Origin of the sequence: Paraburkholderia panacisoli (genome assembly GCF_008369935.1) — a bacterium.
GTDB lineage: Bacteria > Pseudomonadota > Gammaproteobacteria > Burkholderiales > Burkholderiaceae > Paraburkholderia > Paraburkholderia panacisoli.
Genome location: NZ_VTUZ01000013.1, coordinates 52,661 through 74,116, shown reverse-complemented (window position 1 = coordinate 74,116; position 21,456 = coordinate 52,661). Strand labels below are relative to the sequence as shown.

General features: G+C 61.6%; 20 protein-coding genes and 5 pseudogenes. 11 read left to right on the top strand and 14 right to left on the bottom strand.

Features of this window, described 5'->3' with window-relative positions:
• Window positions 1–753: 753 nt before the first annotated feature.
• Window positions 754–1,243, bottom strand: a pseudogene (locus FVF58_RS20525) (DUF1269 domain-containing protein).
• A gap of 303 nt (window positions 1,244–1,546) precedes the next feature.
• On the opposite strand from FVF58_RS20525, the gene FVF58_RS20520 reads away from it, so the two are divergent.
• From FVF58_RS20520 to FVF58_RS20500, 5 genes are read left to right on the top strand one after another with little or no spacing between them, the layout of a single operon-like run.
• Window positions 1,547–2,695 carry a c-type cytochrome gene (locus FVF58_RS20520; protein WP_149671697.1) on the top strand — a complete coding sequence of 383 codons (1,149 nt, stop codon included), beginning with the start codon at window positions 1,547–1,549 and terminating at the stop codon, window positions 2,693–2,695.
• 13 nt (window positions 2,696–2,708) lie between these two features.
• Window positions 2,709–4,466, top strand: a complete 1,758-nt coding sequence (gene ctaD, locus FVF58_RS20515) for a cytochrome c oxidase subunit I (RefSeq protein ID WP_149671696.1) — start codon at window positions 2,709–2,711, stop codon at window positions 4,464–4,466.
• Window positions 4,463–5,074, top strand: coding sequence for a cytochrome c oxidase subunit 3 (locus tag FVF58_RS20510; RefSeq protein WP_149671695.1), 612 nt, complete (start codon window positions 4,463–4,465; stop codon window positions 5,072–5,074). The genes ctaD and FVF58_RS20510 overlap by 4 nt, the downstream gene beginning before the upstream one ends.
• Window positions 5,071–5,778 carry a heme-copper oxidase subunit III family protein gene (locus FVF58_RS20505; RefSeq protein ID WP_149671694.1) on the top strand — a complete coding sequence of 236 codons (708 nt, stop codon included), beginning with the start codon at window positions 5,071–5,073 and terminating at the stop codon, window positions 5,776–5,778. The genes FVF58_RS20510 and FVF58_RS20505 overlap by 4 nt, the downstream gene beginning before the upstream one ends.
• A gap of 8 nt (window positions 5,779–5,786) precedes the next feature.
• Window positions 5,787–6,128, top strand: a complete 342-nt coding sequence (locus FVF58_RS20500) for a cytochrome C oxidase subunit IV family protein (RefSeq protein WP_149671693.1) — start codon at window positions 5,787–5,789, stop codon at window positions 6,126–6,128.
• A gap of 128 nt (window positions 6,129–6,256) precedes the next feature.
• On the opposite strand, the gene FVF58_RS20495 is transcribed toward FVF58_RS20500, so the two are convergent.
• Window positions 6,257–6,814: a glycine zipper domain-containing protein gene (locus FVF58_RS20495; protein ID WP_149671692.1), complete on the bottom strand. Its 558-nt coding sequence runs from the start codon at window positions 6,812–6,814 to the stop codon at window positions 6,257–6,259.
• A 94-nt stretch (window positions 6,815–6,908) separates the two neighbouring features.
• Window positions 6,909–7,161, bottom strand: a pseudogene (locus FVF58_RS20490) (DUF1488 family protein); the annotation flags it as partial.
• 219 nt (window positions 7,162–7,380) lie between these two features.
• On the opposite strand from FVF58_RS20490, the gene FVF58_RS20485 reads away from it, so the two are divergent.
• Window positions 7,381–7,902 (top strand): hypothetical protein, encoded by a 522-nt coding sequence (locus FVF58_RS20485; protein WP_223191164.1) that lies wholly within the window; start codon window positions 7,381–7,383, stop codon window positions 7,900–7,902.
• Window positions 7,903–8,203: 301 nt separating this feature from the next.
• Window positions 8,204–8,704 carry a DUF2244 domain-containing protein gene (locus FVF58_RS20480; protein WP_149671690.1) on the top strand — a complete coding sequence of 167 codons (501 nt, stop codon included), beginning with the start codon at window positions 8,204–8,206 and terminating at the stop codon, window positions 8,702–8,704.
• A 38-nt stretch (window positions 8,705–8,742) separates the two neighbouring features.
• Here the strand turns inward: FVF58_RS20480 and FVF58_RS51540 are convergent, their stop codons facing one another.
• Both FVF58_RS51540 and FVF58_RS51535 read right to left on the bottom strand, forming a co-directional pair.
• Complete coding sequence (locus tag FVF58_RS51540; protein ID WP_188130880.1) at window positions 8,743–8,880, bottom strand: hypothetical protein; 138 nt, start codon at window positions 8,878–8,880, stop codon at window positions 8,743–8,745.
• Window positions 8,874–9,020 (bottom strand): hypothetical protein, encoded by a 147-nt coding sequence (locus FVF58_RS51535; RefSeq protein WP_188130879.1) that lies wholly within the window; start codon window positions 9,018–9,020, stop codon window positions 8,874–8,876. The genes FVF58_RS51540 and FVF58_RS51535 overlap by 7 nt, the downstream gene beginning before the upstream one ends.
• A gap of 1,786 nt (window positions 9,021–10,806) precedes the next feature.
• Here FVF58_RS51535 and FVF58_RS20475 point away from each other — a divergent pair.
• The 4 genes and pseudogenes from FVF58_RS20475 to FVF58_RS20460 all read left to right on the top strand — a co-directional run.
• A pseudogene (locus FVF58_RS20475) lies at window positions 10,807–11,199 on the top strand (IS30 family transposase); the annotation flags it as partial.
• Between the two features lie 191 nt (window positions 11,200–11,390).
• Complete coding sequence (locus FVF58_RS54785) at window positions 11,391–11,768, top strand: DUF2306 domain-containing protein (RefSeq protein WP_149671689.1); 378 nt, start codon at window positions 11,391–11,393, stop codon at window positions 11,766–11,768.
• Window positions 11,765–12,898 carry a sensor histidine kinase gene (locus FVF58_RS20465; protein WP_149671688.1) on the top strand — a complete coding sequence of 378 codons (1,134 nt, stop codon included), beginning with the start codon at window positions 11,765–11,767 and terminating at the stop codon, window positions 12,896–12,898. Before FVF58_RS54785 ends, FVF58_RS20465 begins: the two co-directional genes overlap by 4 nt.
• Window positions 12,895–13,785 carry a LytR/AlgR family response regulator transcription factor gene (locus tag FVF58_RS20460; RefSeq protein ID WP_149671687.1) on the top strand — a complete coding sequence of 297 codons (891 nt, stop codon included), beginning with the start codon at window positions 12,895–12,897 and terminating at the stop codon, window positions 13,783–13,785. Before FVF58_RS20465 ends, FVF58_RS20460 begins: the two co-directional genes overlap by 4 nt.
• 443 nt (window positions 13,786–14,228) lie before the next feature.
• On the opposite strand, the pseudogene FVF58_RS20455 reads toward FVF58_RS20460, so the two are convergent.
• The 9 genes and pseudogenes from FVF58_RS20455 to FVF58_RS51530 form a co-directional block, all read right to left on the bottom strand.
• A pseudogene (locus tag FVF58_RS20455) lies at window positions 14,229–14,825 on the bottom strand (IS91 family transposase); the annotation flags it as partial.
• Window positions 14,826–14,844: 19 nt separating this feature from the next.
• Window positions 14,845–15,009: pseudogene (locus FVF58_RS20450) on the bottom strand (tyrosine-type recombinase/integrase); the annotation flags it as partial.
• 232 nt (window positions 15,010–15,241) lie between these two features.
• Window positions 15,242–15,541, bottom strand: a complete 300-nt coding sequence (locus FVF58_RS20445; protein ID WP_149671686.1) for a hypothetical protein — start codon at window positions 15,539–15,541, stop codon at window positions 15,242–15,244.
• A 13-nt stretch (window positions 15,542–15,554) separates the two neighbouring features.
• Entirely contained in the window at window positions 15,555–16,637 is a 1,083-nt protein-coding gene (locus FVF58_RS20440; RefSeq protein WP_149671685.1) for an IS630 family transposase, read from the bottom strand.
• 22 nt (window positions 16,638–16,659) lie between these two features.
• Window positions 16,660–17,604, bottom strand: coding sequence for a tyrosine-type recombinase/integrase (locus FVF58_RS20435; protein ID WP_149671684.1), 945 nt, complete (start codon window positions 17,602–17,604; stop codon window positions 16,660–16,662).
• Window positions 17,601–18,536: a tyrosine-type recombinase/integrase gene (locus FVF58_RS20430; RefSeq protein ID WP_149671683.1), complete on the bottom strand. Its 936-nt coding sequence runs from the start codon at window positions 18,534–18,536 to the stop codon at window positions 17,601–17,603. The genes FVF58_RS20435 and FVF58_RS20430 overlap by 4 nt, the downstream gene beginning before the upstream one ends.
• Window positions 18,536–19,768: a site-specific integrase gene (locus FVF58_RS20425; protein ID WP_246217131.1), complete on the bottom strand. Its 1,233-nt coding sequence runs from the start codon at window positions 19,766–19,768 to the stop codon at window positions 18,536–18,538. Before FVF58_RS20425 ends, FVF58_RS20430 begins: the two co-directional genes overlap by 1 nt.
• A 53-nt stretch (window positions 19,769–19,821) precedes the next feature.
• Window positions 19,822–20,631, bottom strand: a complete 810-nt coding sequence (locus FVF58_RS20420; protein WP_246217130.1) for a tyrosine-type recombinase/integrase — start codon at window positions 20,629–20,631, stop codon at window positions 19,822–19,824.
• 393 nt (window positions 20,632–21,024) lie between these two features.
• Window positions 21,025–21,282 (bottom strand): hypothetical protein, encoded by a 258-nt coding sequence (locus FVF58_RS51530; RefSeq protein ID WP_188130878.1) that lies wholly within the window; start codon window positions 21,280–21,282, stop codon window positions 21,025–21,027.
• Between the last annotated feature and the right edge of the window lie 174 nt (window positions 21,283–21,456).

Sequence of the window (21,456 nt, the reverse complement as noted above, 5' to 3'; positions counted from 1 at the left end):
GGCGCAGGACCTCCGGGCTGGTTCGCAAGTTCGCGTCTGCCCGGGCGCTCGACCGTGTCCCACGCGAAGGTCCGTTATCTTGACCGGAACGGTCCTCTGAATGGCCGTGTAAGGACAAGGGCGAACGACTGCAGTTGGGCCGATCACTGCCTGACGGCGACCGGCGGCACGCGACCCGATGGAGCCGCTCGGACAAGATTTACCACCGTCCGCTCCGGGAGCGACATGAGACGACCGCGGATAACGCGTCGGCCTTTATCTCGTCGGCCATCACGGAAAGTGGCGGATCGCTGACGCGGTCCGACCATACCGCGACCCGACGGCGTGACTCCGAAAACGTTGGGAGAGCACCCCAAACCGATGCAGACGCATCCGTTGACTTGCAGCAGACACCTCGTCGACGATCCACAGAATTCGAATTCAGGAAAACAGGTCAGTCAGCCTTAGGCACGCACGCTCGACGCAGCCGATGGAAAGTCTTCACGGCGCTCCGCCCATTTCAGGATCGCATCCAGTGCCGGGCCAGGGCCGGAATGGAAAAATTCCGGCTATCGCTTTGCTGGAGCGGGTTCGTGGAATTTTGCCGGTACCGATACCACCAAAAATACCACCGGGCGTGGGTACTAGGTCATTCACGTGCTTTTGGCTGGCCATTCTGTCTTTTGCATATGTGTCATGTCGAGACTCCGCTTGACACGTATTGGGCCGTATTCGACCCAAAGAGGGTGCCGACGGCCTCGTCTAGACTGCTTCTCAGGGGAAGATCGGTGTCGTGGGCTCCGCGCCTTCGAGATCGGCCTTCGAAAAATGCTGCGCGACCATCTGCTCGATCTCATCTCGCGCGATGCAGGCACGTCGGCCATGATAAGAGCTGGCCATCACGTATGGCGCCACGAAGGCGCTCGAGTCGTGCATTTGGTTCGTCGACGCCGATCATCGCGGCCGTCCATGGCCCGAAGCCCGCACCCGCCAACGACAATGCGATGACGGCGCCGCCCGCAATAGCGAACTCAGCGGGAGGAAAGACCAGCGCCACGAGGCCGAGAAGCACTCCAGTCGCACCGCCGAGCGCCACGCCGCGTTCGAGCGAGTGCACGACGTCGCTGCTTTGCAGCAAGGATGCCTCGGGTAACTGTTCGAGTGCGACACTGTGATTCGCGAGGATATGGATATGTCGCGATGTGATCCGCGCCTGCAGCAAGTCGTCGTACGCACGTCGCACACGTGAACAGACCCTAAACACCCGGCGCCCTTAGAAAACGGCCGCCTCGGCAACCAATGTTGGAGGCGGCCGTTTTGCATTGCATCGCGGCAAGGGACTCCTCCATTCGCGCGATCCGTATAGGGGGCGGGCTTCCCCCTGGCGCTGTCTTGCACGATGCAGAGGAGAGGACTACCTTTGCTTTAGAGCCGCATACAATGCTCAGCGAAGCGGTCCTGGCAGAACTGCCGGCGCAGGCAGTACGAAGTACGGCAAGGCGGCACAACGACGCCAGGAGCCTTTATTGTTAGCGGCTCCAGCGAGTGACGCGCAGCGAGGTGACCTATGTCGCTTGCGATTGCCCTGTTCCTGATCATCGTATTGGCGGTGGGGTTTCACTTTGCCAGTCCCTGGTGGATCACACCAATCGCGTCGAACTGGGTGCGCATGGACGACATGCTGACGATCACGCTCGTCATCACCGGCGCGCTCTTCATCGCGATCAACCTGTTCATCGTGGTCGCACTGGTGCGCTACCGCAACCGCAAGGGTCATCGCGCTGCTTACGAGCCGCACAACAGGCGGCTGGAATGGTGGCTGATCGGCCTGACCACTGTCGGCGTAGCAGCGTTGCTGGCACCGGGGCTCTTCGTCTACGCAGACTTCGTACGGCCGCCGCCCAACGTGCTGCAGATGGAAGTGCTCGGCCAGCAATGGCAATGGCGCTTCCGCTTTGCCGGCCCCGGAGGCAAGCTGGGCACGACGGACGTGCGCTACATCAGCAACGACAACCCCTTCGGCCTGAACCCCGCCGACCCCAACGGCCGTGACAACTACCTGATCGAGACGCCCGAGGTACACCTGCCGCTCAACCGGCCGATCCAGGTCTTGACACGGTCGCGCGACGTGCTGCACGACTTCTACGTACCGCCGTTCCGTGCGCGCATGAACATGGTGCCCGGCATGGTGACGACCTTCTGGTTCACGCCGACCAAGGCAGGGCGTTACGACATCCTGTGCGCGCAGCTTTGCGGTATCGGGCACTCCAACATGCGCGGCGTGGTCGTGGTGGAAGACGAAGCATCGTTCACGCGCTGGCTGGCGAAGCAGAGCACGTTCGAGCAGCGGCAGCAGGCCAAGGTGCAGGCCGCAACCGCCGCTGCAGGCGGCAGCGCCCAAGCGCTTGCTGACCAGGGCAAGGCGCTCGCAGCGGCCAAGGGCTGCATCGCCTGCCATACCGTGGACGGCAGTCCGCTCGTGGGTCCCACCTGGAAGGGCCTGTACGGCAAGACCGAAACGATGGCCGACGGCAGCACCGCGAAGGTGGACGAAGCCTATCTGCGCGCCTTCATCCGCGACCCGAAGGCCCGCGTCGTGAAGGGCTTCGCACCCATCATGCCGACCTTCGACCTGAGCGAGCAGGAGCTGACCGCGCTGGTGACCTACATCAAAGCGCAAGGCGGCCCGGCCGCCAGCAGCGCAGCCCAACCCTAGCGGAGCAGACGCAATGCCTTACGCACACACCGACCACGGCCCGCAAAGCTTCTGGACCCGCTATGTCTGGAGCCAGGACCACAAGGTCATCGCCGTGCAGTATTCGTTGACGGCCATCGCCATCGGCCTGGTCGGCCTTGTGCTGTCGGACCTGATGCGGTTGCAGCTCGGCTTTCCGGGCAAGTTCAGTTTCATCGACGCCAATCACTACTACCAGTTCGTCACCATGCACGGGATGATCATGGTGATCTACCTGCTGACGGCGCTGTTTCTGGGCGGCTTCGGCAACTACCTGATCCCGCTGATGCTGGGCGCGCGCGACATGGTGTTCCCGTTTCTCAACATGTTGAGCTACTGGGTCTACCTGCTGGCCGTGCTGGTGCTAGTAGCGAGCTTCTTCGTGCCAGGCGGGCCGACCGGCGCTGGCTGGACGCTGTATCCACCCCAGGCCATCCTGCCGGGCACGCCGGGCGTGGAATGGGGCATCGTGTTGATGCTGGTGTCGCTGGCAATCTTCATCGTCGCGGCAACGATGGGCGGCCTGAATTACGTCACCACTACGCTGCAGGCGCGCACGCGCGGCATGACGCTCATGCGCATGCCGCTCACGGTGTGGGGCATCTTCATCGCGACCATCCTGGCACTGCTGGCGTTTCCGGCGCTGTTCGTGTCGGCGGTGATGATGCTGCTCGACAGGGCACTCGGCACCAGTTTCTTCATACCGGCCGTGGTGTCGATGGGGCAGACGCTCAAGCATGCCGGCGGCAGCCCGCTCCTGTTCCAGCACCTGTTCTGGTTCTTCGGGCATCCGGAGGTCTACATCGTCGCGCTGCCGGCCTTTGGCATTGCGTCGGACCTCATCAGCACGCACGCGCGCAAGAGCATCTTCGGCTACAAGATGATGGTGTGGGCCATCGTCGTCATCGGTGCGCTGAGCTTCGTGGTCTGGGCGCACCACATGTTCATCGCCGGCATGAATCCGTACTTCGGCTTCTTCTTTGCCACCACCACGCTCATCATCGCCATCCCGACCGCCCTCAAGGTCTACAACTGGGTGCTGACGTTGTGGCGCGGCGATATCCACCTGACCGTGCCGATGCTGTTTGCGATCGGTTTCATCAGCACTTTCGTCCTGGGTGGGCTGACCGGGCTCTATCTCGGCAACGTGAGCGTGGACATTCCGCTGTCGAACACGTACTTCGTGGTGGCGCACTTCCATATGGTGATGGCCGTGTCGCCGATCCTGGTGGTGTTTGGCGGCCTCTACCACTGGTATCCGAAGGTGACGGGCCGCATGCTCAACGACACGCTTGGGCGCGTGCACTTCTGGGTCACCTTCCTCGGCACCTATGCGATCTACTTCCCGATGCACTATCTCGGCATCCTGGGCATGCCGCGGCGGTATTACGCGTATGAGGGCATCAGCTTCATCCCCTCTTCGGCGCAGACGCTCAACACGTTCATCACCGTCATTGCGCTGATCGTTGCAGTGGCGCAGTTGCTGTTCCTGTTCAACCTGGCGTGGAGCCTCGCGCGCGGCAAGCGTGCCGACGGCAACCCTTGGCGGGCCACCACGCTGGAATGGCAGACGCCGCAAACGCCGCCAGTGCATGGCAACTGGGGCGCCGCGCCGCCCGTCGTTTACCGCTGGGCGTACGAATACAGCCCGACGGGGCAGGAGCAAGACTTCGTCCCGCAAAACCAGCCGCCTGCGACGGCGCCTGAACCGGCCGCCCACCCGACGCTTCAACCCGGAGAGGCACGCGAATGACCACACTGCGCCGCTCCTTCGTTCCTGACGTGCCACCTGTGTCGCCGAATGCGAGCCGCATCGGCCTGATCGTCTTCATGGCGGTGGCAACGACATTGTTTTCACTGCTGCTGTTCGCCTATGCAATGCGTATGCGCGAGCCCGACTGGCAGCCGATCCCGCATCCGGCGCTGCTGTGGTGGAACACCGGCGCGCTGGTGCTGGCAAGCATTGCCATGCAGCGTGCCCGGCAGATCACCTTGCACCGCGCGGCGTGGCTGGTGTCAGGCGGGGTACTGGCGGCCGTGTTCGTGATCGGACAACTGGCCGCCTGGCGCATGCTGTCGGCGGCCGGGCAGACCGTCACCGTCAATCCTTCCAATAGCTTCCTCTACCTGCTCACCGGCCTGCACGGGTTGCACGTGCTGGGCGGGCTGGTGGCCTGGGCCGTGACGATCGCGCTTCTCAAGCGAGCGGACCCCTTCCGAGCCCACCGCGCCATCGCGCTTTGCGCCATCTACTGGCATTTCCTGCTGGCTGTCTGGCTCGTGCTGCTGGCGGCGATGTGGTGGATCACCCCAGGGTTCGTCGCCGCCATCTGCGGGCCGCTGTATGGAGCCGCTCCATGACCACACCCACGCTCCCCACCGAATCGGCTGCCACCACGCCCACCGACGCCGGGCCTGACGGCTGGCGCGGCTTCGTCACCGACTGGTCGGCCGACCGCGAAGCCTTCAAGGTGCCGTGGGGCAAGGCGATGATGTGGATCTTCCTGCTATCGGACACCTTCATCTTCAGCAGCTTCCTGATCGGCTACATGACGGTGCGGATGTCGACCACGGTGCCGTGGCCTGACACTTCCAAAGTGTTCGGGCTCACGGTGGGCGGCGTGGAAGTGCCTTTGCTGCTGATCGCCATCATGACGTTCATCCTGATCAGCAGCAGCGGCACCATGGCGATGGCTGTCAACTTTGGCTACCGGCGTAACGCAAAGCGCGCCGCCGCACTGTTGCTCGCGACCGCGCTGCTGGGCGCAACCTTCGTATCGATGCAGGCCTTCGAATGGACCAAACTGATCGTCCATGAAGGTATCCGCCCCTGGGGCAACCCGGTGGGCGCGGCGCAGTTTGGCGCGTGCTTCTTCATGATCACCGGGTTCCACGGCTTTCACGTGAGCTGCGGTGTGATCTACCTGCTGCTGATCGCACGCAAGATCCTGCAGCCGGGGTTCACCGAGCACGGCAACTTCCAGATCGTGGAGATTGCCGGCTTGTACTGGCACTTCGTCGACCTGGTGTGGGTGTTCATCTTTGCGCTGTTCTATTTGTGGTGAGGCAGACCATGGACCACACCGATCCCGCCCGTCGACCCGACGCCGCGCACGGCCAGCAGCATCCGATCGGCATCTACCTGAAAATCTGGGGCCTGCTGTTCGTACTGAGCACGATGTCGTACATGGTGGATTACTTCCACGTGCAGGGCCTGCTGCGCTGGGCGCTGATCGTCGTGCTCATGATCGCCAAGGCCGGGCTGATCGTGTCGATTTTCATGCACATGATGTGGGAGCGGCTGGCGCTGGTGTACGCCATCCTGATGCCGCCCTTGGGCCTGCTGGTGTTGATGGTGCTGATGGCTGCCGAAGCGCATCACACCTTCGGCATGCGGGAACTCTTCTTCCACTGACCCCTGCGCCGACCGTTCCTCTGGCGAGTGCCTGGAACGCACCGCTCTGAATACAAAACGACCCGACAAAAGCCGGGCCGTTTTTGTTTCCTGGCTCGCTGAAAATCTCAGCGAAAAACACCTTCAAATCAGGCGTGCTTCTCGCTGAATTCGTTGAGCGGCTCAGGCTGCTTGAGCGGATCGAAGTCGGCCCACCGCCCTTGTTGCCAGCGGCCGGTCGCGCGTTCGATCGCCGCGCCTCCCGCAGCGCGCAGCACCCGTGCGGCGTCCAACTGGCTGTCCGGCGACACGTGTACGGCCACCAGCACGCCGGAATCACGGGTTCCTTCGTCGCCGGCTTCATGCGTGCGCATCATCGCGCCGACCAATGAACCGACATACGCACCCACCCCGGCCGCGATCAGCGACATGATAAGCGGCGCCGAAAACGCCGCGAAGATCCCGACGCCGACCACGGCGCCAACCGCTGCGCCAATCGTGATGCCCATCTCGGCACCCTTCGGCGACTCCCTCGCGTCTGTGTCGGCGCTGATAGCGCCGCCGGGCCGAAAACGTGCGTGCTGGCCGACCGGATTGACGAAAAACAGTGTGACGTCCTCCTCGACGAAACCGGCATTGAAGAGCCGTTGCGCCGCGTTTTCAGCGGCGGGGAATGTCGTAAAGCGTGCTGCGACGATGAGTGACATGTGGCCTCCTTCCATCGTTGACTAGCGGTTGCAGACTATGGCGCCCCACCCCACCCGCGCGAGACAGGGGTGCATGCGGTGGCACGCGCCGGGACTATGCCGTGATGCCGCGATCGGATTCCATGCCGTCCACTGTGAACAGTCCGCTATGTAACACTACTCCTTTGCCGCCGTTCTGGTCGATCGATTCCGCGCAAACCGAGCGGATAGGATTGCGGCCGTTGTCGAAAGCAGCCATTAAGGCGGATTCCAGCGCGGAATGGGCGCCGAAATGATCTTCCAGCGCCTCGGCGGTAATTGCCGCACTCAACCGGCTCGCCGTCGACGGGCGCCCTAAAGCGCAGTGTTTGAAAAGACTAATTATCGATCCGCTGACAGGTCTGCCGCGGCCAACAACTGACGTGCCTCAAGGGCCTCTTGCGCGTACAGTTCATCACGCCACGTCGTCGCCAGAACGAGGATCATCCGTCGGGGTGTCGATAGGCATGCGACGCTATCAGTCTCCCGAGTTGGAGGACTAGAATGAATTATTCGAATCAATCGGGAGACAAATTGTGCAACTTCACATGGATTCCCATCATTTCACACACGGCCAGCCCGACTGGCGGGCAGCCGTGCTGGCAGGCGTCATTGCGGGCGTTGTGTTCCTGGCGTTAGGGGTCATCCTGATGGCACTGATGACGGAAGGAAGTGTGCTGGAGCCCCCACGCATGGTCGCCGCAATCATTCTGGGGCGAGGCGCATTGCAATCGCCGCAAGCGTTCTCAATTGGCATCGTGCTCGCGGCCTTTGTGGTGCATTTTGCCCTTGCCATCGTATTCGCGCTTGTCCTCGGTCTGATCATGACGTCATTCAACCTTGACTCGAGCATGTGGATGGCTTCACTGGCGGGTGGCGCTTTCGCTGTAGCCGTTTACCTGATTAATTTCTACGGCATGACACGGTTCTTTCCGTGGTTCGCAGAAGCGCGCAACTGGGCCAGCCTGTTCAATCACATCGTCTTCGGTATCGTGGCGGCGAACCTGTACATGAGACTGGAGCGCAACGCATCCCCTAGGGTCAAGGCGGACGCGGGCGGCCCGTCGTAGTCCGGTGCCGTGTTGATCGACCGGTCTCCAGAGCAGAAAAGGCTCGCCGCGCAACAACATGAGCGCCTCGTCGAGGTCGTCATGCTCGGCCACTCCGGTGAAAGCGCCGGTCGACATATGCGAGGATGCTGCGCGATAGACGCAGCGAGCACCGCCGGCACCGTCGCGACGAACGGCACGCAGATGAAGTGCCACAGGTAGATACCGTAGCGAGCGGAACGGTGACATTGCAAGCGGCGTGGGCGCTGGCGGCACGCGCATTGCGCGTCACGAATGGCACCACGACGCGGGACTTTGCATCATGTACGCATACTTCAGGCGTTCGTACGGGCCTGGCCCTTTCGACGGCGAGGGAGGTGTGCCGAACCGGGAGTGGCGCATCAAGCGCAACTGCTCCCTCACGCCGCGGCAGTCGCTCGCCGCGACCGTGTTCCTCATGGCGCTCGACCTCGCGATCGGCGTGGCAGCGGCATTCGCATTCGGCGCGTGGCTCACGCTGCCATTCTCGATGCTTTGCGCCGTGGCCGTCGGCACCGCCTTTATCGCCTACTCCAGGCACGCGACGGACGGCGAGGTGCTGACGTTCGCGCCCCCGTTCGTGATCGTCGAAGTACACGAGCGCGGACGCCGCACGATGCATCGGATGAATGCGGCCCGCTTGGCCGTGTCTGTCGGCGACAGCGATGGCGCCGTCTACCTTTGCGACGGCTGGCAGCGTATTCCCGTCGGACGGCAACTGCCTGCCGCCGCCCGCGCGGAGTTTGTGCGTCAATTGCGCCGCTTTATCAGGGCCGACTGTTGACATGCCGGCCGATGATGGCCCGGCATGTCTGATCGGCATCACAGCGACACGCCGAGCGCCCCGACGATGCCGATGCCGCACGCGATGCTCACGCCAATGATCGGCGCCACGCGAAATGCGCCGCGCACTCGCTCTGCAGCGGGCAACACAGTGCCACTCGCCAGCGCGATCAGCATCCTGCAACCAACGGCAGCAGCAAAGCGTTGAGCACCTGGGCGACGATGTTGAGCGACAGAGGGTCCGGCACGCGCGCGACGAACACCACACTGCGGTCACCGTTGACCCCGTAGAACCGTCGCGCCTCGAACAGATGCAAGGCCAGTGAACGGCGCTAGCCCGCGATTTCACCGAAGCCCCACGCGAGGGCGAGGGACGACACGAGCGCCGCCACCATCGTGGTGCCGAGCGCGCCCATACAAAGACCGCCCCGCCCAGCAGCGCATAAAGCGCGTCGGCGATCTGTCCGACGTCATGCAGCGGCACATGTCCGGCGTTCTTCGCTCCGCCATCGTGACCAGCACGGCTGCGGTCAGCAACTGGGTCAGCACGGCATCGAACGCGGTATCGCGACGCTCGGCATCGCGGTCTGCGGTCGACAGGCCCCTTTCGACGACCGCCGACAGTGATAGGGGGCGCTTCAGAAAACGGAAAGTAAAGCACGTTAGCGACAGGCGATCGTCGCAAAACCGACCCACAGCGGGCATTGTCGCTCAGGGTCCAAAGGCCGATGACCGATCGTAAGCGGACGTTGCGTGTTGAGGTCGAAGAGCCAGCGGGTGGCGCGCTCGTTCGGGTGAAGCCGCCACCATCTCTATGCATCCCTTTGAATCTCACAGGGACCATCGGCACACGATGGCGACCCGCTCGTCAGCACGAACGGTATCCATCCAATCATGCAAGACTACAGAACAATCGCGCACAAGCTCCAGAGCAACATGCACTGAACCCGAGCACTAGGGACGACGTATGGCCTTCACGAACGAGGGAAGCAAAAGAAGAAGGCCGCCAATTATGACGAGCGCCCAAAACACGAATTGCCCCCGATCAGTGATGCCTACCGCCTTATGCCCATATGTCTCGCCAGTTGAGATGGCCAGTCACCCCTTGGAAGCGGCCGCTCGTGTTGTCAACGCGATCGGCCGCAATTGGCCCGATCGCTGCCGATTCCACAGGCCCGGCAGCGGCCGCCTGACGGTGCGGCTTCCGGCTGGTCGGTGACGAATTTATTCTGCGAAGTCCAAACCTATGAGCTAATCAGCGGCCGGCATGGCTAACTAACTTGAGCGGAATGTTATATCAGCTCTTGCGGTCGTCCTACATACCTCATGGAGCAAATTCAGGTCGATAGCACTTAATGTATTTTCGGTTGACCTATCGGAGACTGCCTCAATGTCGGCAAACGAGAAAAGGTGAGTGCACGCCGCTAAATATGACCCTATCACTGATGGATGACTTCCATCGGGTTCGTATAGGTCGATTTCAGGCCGCAGTCTGCGAAACTGATCCCAAGCCAGGCCGACTGGGATAACTCTGGCCCCGGTCGCTTTAGCCAGACCCTGAAACGCCGTAACGATATTTGCCTGCGACGCCGGGTCATTCTTCCGAGCCCAAGTCATGTACAAATATGGCTTCGCACCGGAGATTTGAATCTTGTCGACGAATCGTCGCACATGTTCTTGCATGCTTTTCAATGCACGGAGCGGTCGAGTGCTTTGGTCCTGCAACACGACCGCGTTCCATATCTGGGCAGCTAGATGCTTTTGGACTTCGCCTCGGTTCCAATGCGCCGCAAGCGATGCGCCGCCAAATGCGAGTACCTCTGCCTTCACCTGCATACCGGGAATGCTTGCCTCAAGGAGGTTGGCTAGCATCGTTGGCATATCGTTTCTCGTTGTATAGCTATTGCCAACAAAGAGGACTCGAAACTCGCTGCTCATGGTGATGGGATATAGCGCCTTGTCCGCCAATCGATGCGATGACTGCAACGACATACCAATGCTCTTCTACTTCATCCGACATGGTACCCCGATTGAACGGCGGTCGCCTGTGCGACGTCGAACGAGATTCCCTAGGTGGGTAGAAGCAGGTCCGGCGGTCCCGTGACCGTCCGGTTTTGGCCGGTCAGCGACATAGCCAGCAAGGACAGCGAGACGGTCGTCAATGCACTCATCAGGCATGCCAGCAAATTGCCGCAGGAGCTCTATAAATCGCTGACATGGGATCGGGGAACGGAGATGGCCGGGCACAAACGCTTCACCGTGGCCACTGATATCCAGGTCTACTTCTGCGATCCACAGCATCCATGGCAGCGCGGATCGAACGAAAATACAAACGGGCTATTAAGGCAGCACTTCCCCAAAGGCACCGACCTGTCAGTGTATTCGCAGGCCAAACTCAATGCCGTGGCAAGACGATTGAACGAGCGTCCGAGAAAGACACTGGACTACGAGACGCCCGCCGAACGATTCCAGCAAACTATTGCATCCACCGGTTGAATCCGCCAAGTGTAGCGGTCATTCGAGTGACTTGTTGGCTACGACGGAACCCGTCCGCCCATCCTCTCGCGCCACGGGAAACACCACTGGCGACAGGATTCGCACGGTTCGTCGCTTTCACCTCGAAACCGATCCAGCCACGGCACAGACTGCAGCCATCGAGTCCGCTCTTCCTTGCAACGAGGGCCAGCATGTCAGCGATCGTTGCGGTTCATATCGCCGCGGCAACCCTTTCTGTCATACTCGGGGCAGTGGTGCTCGGGTCGAAAAATGGGTCCGCGCGCCACAAATGGCTCGGCCGTCTATGGGCCGTGACGATGTTGGCGACGGCGCTGAGTTCGTTCGACATCCGGGAACTGGATCCAGGGCATTTTTCCTGGGTGCACGCGCTCTCATTGCTGACGTTTGTAAGCGTCGGGCGAGGGATCTGGGCTATCCGGCAAGGCAACGTGCGCGGTCACCAACTCGCCATGCGCGGATCGTTCATCGGGCTGATTGTGGCCGGCATTGCCGCCGTGGCCACGCCGCATCGTATCTTGAACCTGATCGTGACGGGTTGGATCGCATGATTCCAGGTACCCACATCAAGTTTCCCGAGGTGTCTGCAGGGTTGAGCATTCCGGAGAAACAACTGCTGGCCGGGTTCGCACGGGAGGCGGTGCTCGTCGTCATCGGGAACGCATTGATTGCCGTCGCCCTGACTGGAGTCGGGATTGGCAGAAGCCTCGCCGAAAACCTCGTGTTCAGCCAGGCGATCGGGCTGTCAATTATGCTGCTGCACCACGCGGCCCGGTTTTACCTTCATCAGAGGAACGCACTCACTGCGTCGAGGCTGGCCGTGGCGACGGTGATTGCAATCATCGCTGGAGCCGCGATCGGGCGGGGCCTCGCGAGCCTGCTGCTCGGCATTGACATGAGCAAGGCGTTTTCCCCCAGACAGCTTGCCATCACCGGCTGGATCGCGTTGGTCGCGACGTTGCTGGTCACTTGGTATGGCTGGTCGCGCGCGAGGATCGCCGGCCTGAGCGAGGAAGTCGCGCGCACGGCATGGCAGAAGGAAGTCGCCGAAAAAGCGGCGCTGTTCGCCCGTTTGCAGGCGTTGCAGGCGCAGATCGAGCCACATTTTCTCTTCAACACGCTCGCGACTCTGGATAGCCTGATTGCGTCCGATCCGCCCCGCGCACGTGAACTGCTCGGCAGTCTCAACCGGTTTTTGCGAGCAACGCTGGAAGCGTCGAGAGCGGAAAGCGAGACCTTGTCCGTGCAGTTCGCGGTGCTGGAGTCGATGCTGGCCGTGCATGCGATGCGCCTCGGCCCGAGGCTCGAGTATTCAGTCGATCTTCCTCGCGATTGCGCGAGGCTTGCGGCACCGCCCATGCTGTTGCAACCGCTGGTCGAAAACGCGCTGAAGCATGGCATTCAAGGGACGCTCGGGGGTGGGCGAATCGAGGTTAGGGCAAGGCGTGCCTCTCAACAAGTGGAACTGACGGTGACCGACACGGGGGCCGGATTCGGTGCGACGCCGGCAACGCAAGGCACCGGCATCGGCCTCGCGAACGTGCGCAACCGGCTTGCCGCGCTTTATGGCGAGCGCGCTTCGCTGACCCTCATCGAAAACGTTCCGCACGGTATCGTTGCGAGCGTGCTGCTTCCAGTGTCTGACGGTGATCACCCGAATGGGCTGGCGGGCAGCCCATGAAACCTCACTCGCCCCGCAACGTGTCACAGCATCAGGATGGCGCACCCCGCGCGCCGGAGCGGTCTCGCATCCCCGTCGCGTTGATTGCCGAGGACGAACCGCTGATCGCGGCTGCACTGCAGCGGGAACTGGTGGCGGCATGGCCGGAACTGCGCATCGCCGCGATTGTCGACAACGGGCACGACGCCATCGAGCAAATCGCCGCCTTGCAACCCGACGTCGCATTTCTCGATATCTCGATGCCGGGTGCCACGGGGCTCGACGTTGCTCGCGCATGTGCGAATCTCGCCGCACCGCCGCAGATCGTGTTCGTGACCGCTTACAGCGAGTACGCGCTGGAGGCGTTTGACGCGGCGGCCATCGACTATCTCCTGAAGCCCGTCGATCCCGCGCGGCTCGTGCGCGCGGTTGACCGCTTACGGGGCCGACTTACGCGGCCGTCAGCGGAGGCGGTGCCCGGCGCGCACGTGCAGGCGGATCTGCAGCGCCTGATCGGCGAGCTGGAGCAGATTACGCGCGCCGTGCAACTCGAGAACCGCACGCGCGACACCGAACGTCGTGCGCCGCTACGCTATCTGCGCGCTTCCAGTGGGAACGACATCCGGATGGTGCCCGTGGAGGACGTGTTGTTCCTGGAAGCGGCCGACAAATATGTCGTCGTCACGACGCGCACCGGTGAGCTGTTGATTCGAACGAGCCTCAGGGAGTTGTGCGGCCAACTGGACCCGGCGCGCTTCTGGCAGGTGCATCGGAGTACGGTGGTGAATGTCGATCAGGTGGAGAGCGCGTCGGTGAGCGCACTGGGGAAAATGACACTCAGACTGCGCGGCCACAGCGGCGCACTTGGGGTGAGCAAACAGTATGCGCATCTGTTCCGGCAGATGTGACAGGATGGAGATCGACACCGCACGGTATCGATCTTGTTTGAGAGATCGCGTCCGTCACGGGCGGAGCTTGCGCTCCCCATCCGTGCTGAAGCGAATGTTGCGAAGTATCTGGATCCGTGGCCATACACAGGAGAGCACCAGGACGCCCTCAACCGATGACTACCATGCCGTTTTCCCGCCGTTCACATGAAGGATCCGGCCCGTGGCGGCGAGCGAAATGACAATCCAGCGAGGATCCGCCAGCGGCGCAGCTGTAAGAGGCTTTTTGGCCGGTCTTGTCGGATGACTTTCGCCTGGACCCGGTCGGCTCAAATCGTTTAGGGTTGGTCGATGCCTGCCATCGTCCGCAGGAATGTGAGTGGCCCACCGTGCGTCGCTGGCAGGCGTCGAACGAGCCTCGATGGAGGAAACCGCGGAGTGCTGCGATACGGCCAGAGTTTGTCTGCGAGTGCTTCGAGGAAGCGCCTGCGGAACAGGCGCGAGAGCACACGCACCGGCAGGAAGAAGCCGGGGCGGCAGGCGATCCACCGCTCACCATCGGGCGACAGGCCGCCGCCGGGAACGATACCGTGCACGTGTGGATGATGCGTGAGAGCCGAGCCCCAGGTGTGCAGCACCAGTGTGGCGCCGATCTGCGCGCCCAGGTGTCTGGGATCCGCGGCGATGGTACGCAGGGTTTCGGCGGCGATGTCGAACAGGAGCCCGTAGATTACCGCCTTGTTGTACCAGGCGATCGCACTGATTGGCGCGGGCAACGTGAAGACCACGTGGTAATACTCCACGGGCAGCAGGTCGGCCTGGCGCGCTTCGAGCCAGCGACGTGCGGCACTGGCCTGGCACTTCATGCAAAGCCGGTTGCGGCAGGAGTTGTACGCGACCTCAATGTGGTCGCAGCCGGAACAGCGCAGCACATGCCCGCCCAGCGCCGCGGTGCGGCACTGTTCGATGGCCGACATGACCTTCAGCTGCCCCAGGCTCAGGTGTGCCGTTGCCCGCCACGCTGGCCCGTGACTGCGGAAGATGTCCGCAACCTCCAGCATGAGGCGCTGCAGCGCGAGCTTACCCGGCGGGCAGGCGGTCCAGCGGACTGGTGACCTCGTGCAGCAGGTCGGTCGCTACCTGGACGTAGAGTGCGGTGTTCTCCAGCTTCGCGTGCCCGAGCAGGACCTGGATCACACGGATATCCACCTTCTGTTCAAGCAGGTGTGTCGCAAAACTGTGCCGCTAATTCCGACCTCGGAATTAGAGGCATAATTCCGCGCGGCGAATTATTCCGAGTGCCTCTTACAGATGGCCGGACGGTATGGTGAATCTCGCGGTTGGTGGTGCATGCGACTCGGCATAATCAGAGGCTCGTCAGAAACGCCAGGACACGATCCTCGGGCAGGTACCGCCCCGGGCGCACACTGGCGCTTACGGTCTTCGCCAGAGCTAGTACAACATCCCGTAAATATCCTTAATAATTATCGGGCTGCAAATAAGGCTGTAGGAGCGTGACGACGACCTCGGCCATTTCGTCGAGTGAGCCTGTGCCGGGCAGCGGTTCCCATCGGCCGGTATGGCTGCGAAAGGCGGCACTATAACGATTGCGGGCGAGCTCGGTGAGGCGCGCCACAACAGTCGGTTCCTCATCATCGAGACGTTTGATCAACAGGTGCCGCCCGTAGACTTGTGTGACGACCTGCTCATGGCCGAGCAAGCTGCGCAGTTGACGCTGGAGTTCAGTCGCGTAGTGTTTAGTGGGTATGGCTGGCATGTTTGTCTCTCGATTACGATGTGCCCGTTTGCAACGGATAGCCCCGGAAAGTCCATCTGAAGGGGTGTGCTGCCTGATTATGCTCGTGCATAAACTGCTCGGTGCGCTCGCGCAGATGCGCGGTGCTGGTATGGCTGGCATGGCGTAGCACCCGACGCGTATAGCGGGCAAACCAAAGCTCGATCTGATTGACCCAACTCGCGTGCAGCGGGGTGAAGTGGAAGTGAAACCGCTGATCATGCCGCTCGTTGAACGCCTGCCAGACGGCCTGAGCGCGATGCGTATTGAGGTTGTCCCAAATCACGTGCACCTGTTTGCACGGGTGCGCAGCCGCCACGCGCTCCATGAAGGCGAGCAGGTCCTCTTGGGTGCGCCGTTCGCGGCAGTCTGCCAGCACCTGACCGGTATGCACATCAAGCGCGGCAATCAGCGCCTGAGTGCCGTGCCGGATATATTCAAACTCCCTGCGACGCAGCCGCCCCGGCGCTGGCGCATGCCCCGGATGCTTGCGCTCGATGGCTTGAATGCCCGTCTTCTCGTCGATGCTGAGTACCACCGCGTTTTTGGGCGCCTTGCGGTACAGCTTGCAAATCACATTGACCTTCTCGCGAAAGGCCGGGTCGGGACTGTGTAGCCATTGCTGGACCCGGTGCGGTCGAACGTCGCCAGCCTGCAGAATGCGCTGCACATGGCTGCGGCTGATCTGTTCGACAATGCCACGCTCGATCGCGCGCGCCACTATCTCGTCCAGAGTCGGCGTAACCCGTCCCTCGGGTTCGTGTGCCTCACATGCCAACGCAATCAACTGCAGTCGCGTTTCTTGCGTGATGCGTGGCGGACGGCCGCTACGCTCACCCTCGCGCAGGCCCTGCGCACCGTGCTGTGCGATGCGCTTGCGCCACGTGCAGACCGTCTGCACCGATACGCGCAGCTCTCGAGCAATCCTCGTATTCGGGTGTCCTTCGTGCGCCCACAGCGCGATGCGTGCCCGCATCACATCTCTCTGCGTCGCGGTCTTCCGCTCAATCAAAGACAGCAGTTCTTCTCGTTCTTTCTTCGCCAACTTCACTGGCGTTGCATGACGACCTTGGCTCATCCCGAAATGATAGCCAAGACAATTATTTAATCAAGCTATTTACTGGATGTTGTACTAGTTCCTTCAACTTCAAATCGGCGTGCACGTACATTGCGGTCGTCTCAACCGACTCGTGTCCGAGCCACAGTGCGAGAACTGAGCGGCCGACGCCGTGCTGTAGGAGATCCATTGCCAGGGTGTGTCTCAGGCAATGGGGCGTTATGTGCTTGCGAGCCAGTGAGGGGCAGTGACTCCGCGCGGTCGCAAGGTGTTTCGCAAGCACATATTGCAGTCCGTCATGGCTGAGTTCCGTGCCCCGCGCATTGGGGAAGACGGGATCGTCGGGGGCGCCGTGACGTTCTTTTAACCAGCGACGCATCACTGTGACAGTATCCTTACGCAGCGGTGTGCAGCGGACCTTGCGTCCCTTGCCGAGACAACGTACGTGGGCACCGGGGCCGAGGACGATGTCCTGACAGCGAAGGCCGATCAGTTCGGCGGCACGCAGTCCAGTTTGCACTGCGAGCAGCAGCATTGCGTGATCGCGACGTCCCGTCCAGTTGTCTAGAAGCGGTGCCGCCAGCAGCGCCTCAACTTCAACTCGCGTGAGGAACTCGACCGGGCGCCGAGTGTAGCGTTTGTTCGGCATACCCAGCACACGTTGAGCCAGCGCGCTGTATTGTGGCGCATGTAGGGCCACATAACGGAAGAAGGAGTGGATGGCGGCCAGGCGCACATTGCGGCTACGGGCACTGTTCTCACGTTCCTGTTCGAGATGATCGAGGAACGCGCCGATTAAAGGCGTATCAAGTTCCGGCATCGTCAAATCCGACGGGGCCTTGTGAAGTCGTCCCTGTGCGTAGTGCAGCAGCAGGCGGAAGGTGTCACGATAGCTCAGAATGGTGTGTGGACTGACTTGCAGCTGGCGCATCAGCCGATCGGTAAAAAACCCTTCCAGAAGAGCTGGAAAGTCTGATGTGCCGTTCATGGCCGATGCCCCCTCGTTCCTCCTTCCACCCTTCGCAACGCCTGTCGCAATAGCTGGGGAGTGGCGGTCAGATACCAGTAGGTGTCCGATATATGCGTATGACCGAGGTAGGTGGATAGTTCGGGCAGGTGCTTCTCGACATCAATACCGCGACGATACCATCCGATCAGCGTGTTGATGGCTAATCGGTGACGGAAGTCCAGCAGCCGGGGTCCTCGCGAGTCCCCCGGTTGGCGCAAGCCGATCTGGCGCGACAAGTTGACAAACGTGTAGCGTACGCTCCACTCAGTCAGACGGGTGCCACGTTCGGACAGGAAGAAACTTGGGCTTTGTGGGTTGGGACACAGACGGTCGCGGCAAGTGGCATAGCGCTGCAGGGCACGTTGCGTAGAAGGATGGACCGGTACATAACGAGACTTGCCGAACTTGGCGCCATGAATCGTCAATACTCCGCTTGCGAGATCCACTGCATCACGGTCCAGTTGTAATGGCTCGTTGGTGCGCATGCCGGTAACCGCGTACAGGCCAAATAGCGTGGAATATGTGAGCGGCCGCAGCCCGATGATGGATGGCAGGTGTCGCGCTGCAAGGATGAGGCGGGTGACTTCCTCATCGCGATATATGTACGGAGACGACCGGGCTTGCCGATAAGGGAGCAGATCCGGCGGTGGCACCACGGTGCGCGGATCGGTTGCGCTGCAGTACTGCGCGAAACGGCGCACCATGCCGAGGCGATTCGCCCACTGGGCCGCTTGCGTGCTCTCTGGCTGGGTGGCCCACTGCAGTGCCAACTCCGTCGTGATGTATGTGGCGCCGGCGCGTTCTGCAAAATCGACGAACCGTTGCAGCATTCGGCCTGGCTCGCGAAGCTTGACTCCGAGGGCGCGGCGCACGCCAAGATACTCAATGAGGGAGATTCGTAACGTGCTCATTACATGCCTCCCGGCCAAGGTTGCGCGATACCTCGCAGTGCCCGGATGTCCACCTTTGCATAGATCTGTGTGGTATCGGTTTGGACATGGCGCAGTAACTGACCTATCTCGTCTAGAGAAGCCCCCTTACGCAACATGTTTGTGGCGAGCGAGTGGCGCAGCAGATGGGCTCCTTTGAATGCCGGATCGAAACCGGCTCGCGCGAGCGCCCGGCGCACAACATCGCAAATGGCGGCGGATCCGGAGAATCCACATCGCGGGGCCCTGATGCGGACGAACACGCGCCGCGTCTGACAGGGAGGGCGAGCGTAACGGAGATAGTGGACCAGTGCGGAGCCGACATCCCGCGGCAACGGCAATCGTTCTGCGCGGTCGCCTTTGCCGTGTACAACGAACTCGCCAGCCTGCCAGTCGAAATCATCCAGGGTCATCGCCACCACTTCGCCAGCGCGCAAACCGAGCCTGGACAGAAACAGCAGGATCGCGAAGTCGCGCTGGCCTGTCAGGGTGCTGCGGTCACAGCAGGTGAGCAGGCGTTCGACCTGATCGCTCGTGAGCGACAGGGGTAGGTGCGACAACCGCCAGTTCGCTACGGCTGGCACCGCGGCGGCGAGATCCACTGTGATTGCGCCACGCTGATGCAGAAAGCGCAAAAAGCTACGCAACGCCGTGACCATTAACTTGGCGTAGCTTCGTCGAACATGGCGAACTCGTTCAAGAATAAACCGGTGAATGTCGTGCAGACGTAGTTCGTCAAGGCGCGGCTCCTCTCGCCTGAAACGATGCATCAGAAAGCGTCGTACCGTGCGCTGGTAATTCTCCACGGTAGCGGGCTTGAGCCCGCGCTCTGAATAGAGGAATCGTGCGAAGTCACGCTCAACCTGTCCCAATGCGGTGTCATCGATCGTCTCAGGTGGCGTTGGTATGCAACCGAGCCCGCGCAAACATAGGAGCAGTTGCCATCCGGTGCGCTCATCGCCGCGCCGGGTGCCACGTCGGCGGTGGCGTGCGAGAAATAGCCCAAGCCGTTCCTCATCGAGGTCGGTGACTAGCATCTTGCGACGCTGAAGCCAACCGCTGAGAGCAACGAGAAGTTGCAGCTTGGTCTTTACCGTTGACAGGGCATAGCCCTGCCTTCCAAGGAACGTTGCGAATCCCTCAATATGAATGCTCAACGGGCCCGCACATGAAGATGTCGCCCAGGCTCCGCCAACACCGTTCCGCTCTGACATGGTCTGTCTCCTCGTAACTCTGGCAAACTCGCCAGCTATAGGAGACCACAGGATTATGCCGAGTCGCACGCACCACCAACCGCGAGATTCGCCATACCGTCCGGCCATCTGTAAGAGACACTCGGAATAATTCGCCGCGCGGAATTATGCCGCAGGGTGTGCATGGAGACGCGCTTGTCGATGTGTGCGGCCTGCGCGGCGGCATGAATGGCGCGGTTCAACTGTCGCGTGCTGAGCGCGTCGACGGGATCGAGTCCGGGAAAGAGCCACCCACCATCCAGCATCCTGCCCTGGGTCCGGGCGACGTGCCACCAGGCGCGCAGGCGCTCCAGCAGCACCGGCGAGAGCATCGCGTAGCGGTCCCGACGGCCCTTGCCCTGCTCAATGCGCAGCGTCATACGCTGGCTGTCGATGTCGGTGACCTTTAGCGCCACCACTTCGCTGGCGCGCAGCCCGGCGCCGTAGGCGACCGACAGCGCGGTCTGGTGTTTGAGATTGCCGGCCGCCTCGATCAGCCGCCGCACTTCATCGGGGCTGAGCACGACGGGCAGTGTGCGGGGCACGCGTACCGGGTGCATCCTGACCATCAGTTCAGGCCGGTCGAGCGTGACTTCGAAGAAGAACTTCAGGCCGGTAATGGCATGATTCAGTGACACGGGCGATGTGCCGTGATCGACCAGATGCAACTGGTAGCGCCGCAGGTCCTCGACGGTGGCGGTGTCAGGCGAGCGGCCGAGAAACCGGGCAAATTCGCGCACGATGCGCAGATAGATGTCCTGCGTCTTCGGCGACAACTGGCGCATGCGCATGTCGTCGATCATGCGCTGGCGCAGTGGACTGGCGTTTGCCTGTGGGGAGGTCATGATTGGGCTCCTGCTGGAAAACGAGGCGGATTGCCTCATTTGCCAACATACGGAACCGCGCGACGGACCTCCCGTGAACCACACGCGCTGCCCGGAGCCCTTACCGCGCGAGCGGTTTCGTTCACCGACCCAGTTCGGCCTTCCGCAAGCCAGGCTCGAATGTCCACTATAGGGAAGGAAGGTGCCCGGCATTCTGCTTTGAATGGGCATTTTCTTTGCATCTATTGCCAGTTGGAATCACTGTTGGGCCGCCGAAGGTCTATAACTGAATCGGCAGTCCAGGGGGAACGTTTACCCAGTTGCTGCAGACGTGGAAGCGCGTGACTTGTGACTGTGGAAGGAGGTTTAGCGATTACGAGCGACGACCCCATGCTTTGCCTTTTCGAATCCCGATTAGCTTTGATATTGGAGGTCATCATGCAATGCGGGTACCGTGGGTGGATCATCGACGCGACGCCCGACTTCTCCCTTGGGAAATTCTTTGCGCACGCGCGACTGGTTCGCGTTTCGGCTGACGATGACGTGGATGGTGAAATGCACATCGAGCGGAATCTTTCCTATTTCGACACGGAGGATGAGGCGATCGAAGTTGCCCAACGATGGGCGTTTGCATGGATCTGTGAGCGCGACGGCGTCGATGGTATGCAGCATGAGACACCAGCATCCCTAGCGGCATTCCGGACGAAATTCCATCCAGCTGTAATGCCGCATGCAACGCGCACACGCTGAATTGTTCACGTCAGCGCGCCTTGCAATGGCCTAGCCTGAAGGGCGGGGGACATAAAAAGCGGCGCCGCCGGCCTGGTGTCGGGGCGCCGCCTGAGT

Bases quoted from the DNA above. Each gene is read 5' to 3' on its own strand.
- FVF58_RS54785 (WP_149671689.1), top strand. From the start codon at position 11,391: ATGTCAGCGATCGTTGCGGTTCATATCGCCGCGGCAACCCTTTCTGTC.
- FVF58_RS20465 (WP_149671688.1), top strand. From the start codon at position 11,765: ATGATTCCAGGTACCCACATCAAGTTTCCCGAGGTGTCTGCAGGGTTG.
- FVF58_RS20500 (WP_149671693.1), top strand. From the start codon at position 5,787: ATGGACCACACCGATCCCGCCCGTCGACCCGACGCCGCGCACGGCCAG.
- FVF58_RS51530 (WP_188130878.1), bottom strand. From the start codon at position 21,282: ATGCTGCATACCATCGACGCCGTCGCGCTCACAGATCCATGCAAACGC.
- FVF58_RS51540 (WP_188130880.1), bottom strand. From the start codon at position 8,880: ATGCTGATCGCGCTGGCGAGTGGCACTGTGTTGCCCGCTGCAGAGCGA.
- FVF58_RS20520 (WP_149671697.1), top strand. From the start codon at position 1,547: ATGTCGCTTGCGATTGCCCTGTTCCTGATCATCGTATTGGCGGTGGGG.
- FVF58_RS20420 (WP_246217130.1), bottom strand. From the start codon at position 20,631: ATGACCTCCCCACAGGCAAACGCCAGTCCACTGCGCCAGCGCATGATC.
- FVF58_RS20445 (WP_149671686.1), bottom strand. From the start codon at position 15,541: ATGCCAGCCATACCCACTAAACACTACGCGACTGAACTCCAGCGTCAA.
- FVF58_RS20430 (WP_149671683.1), bottom strand. From the start codon at position 18,536: ATGAGCACGTTACGAATCTCCCTCATTGAGTATCTTGGCGTGCGCCGC.
- FVF58_RS20440 (WP_149671685.1), bottom strand. From the start codon at position 16,637: ATGAGCCAAGGTCGTCATGCAACGCCAGTGAAGTTGGCGAAGAAAGAA.
- FVF58_RS20425 (WP_246217131.1), bottom strand. From the start codon at position 19,768: ATGTCAGAGCGGAACGGTGTTGGCGGAGCCTGGGCGACATCTTCATGT.
- FVF58_RS20510 (WP_149671695.1), top strand. From the start codon at position 4,463: ATGACCACACTGCGCCGCTCCTTCGTTCCTGACGTGCCACCTGTGTCG.
- FVF58_RS20505 (WP_149671694.1), top strand. From the start codon at position 5,071: ATGACCACACCCACGCTCCCCACCGAATCGGCTGCCACCACGCCCACC.
- FVF58_RS20485 (WP_223191164.1), top strand. From the start codon at position 7,381: ATGGATTCCCATCATTTCACACACGGCCAGCCCGACTGGCGGGCAGCC.
- FVF58_RS20435 (WP_149671684.1), bottom strand. From the start codon at position 17,604: ATGAACGGCACATCAGACTTTCCAGCTCTTCTGGAAGGGTTTTTTACC.
- ctaD (WP_149671696.1), top strand. From the start codon at position 2,709: ATGCCTTACGCACACACCGACCACGGCCCGCAAAGCTTCTGGACCCGC.
- FVF58_RS20460 (WP_149671687.1), top strand. From the start codon at position 12,895: ATGAAACCTCACTCGCCCCGCAACGTGTCACAGCATCAGGATGGCGCA.
- FVF58_RS20480 (WP_149671690.1), top strand. From the start codon at position 8,204: ATGTACGCATACTTCAGGCGTTCGTACGGGCCTGGCCCTTTCGACGGC.
- FVF58_RS20495 (WP_149671692.1), bottom strand. From the start codon at position 6,814: ATGTCACTCATCGTCGCAGCACGCTTTACGACATTCCCCGCCGCTGAA.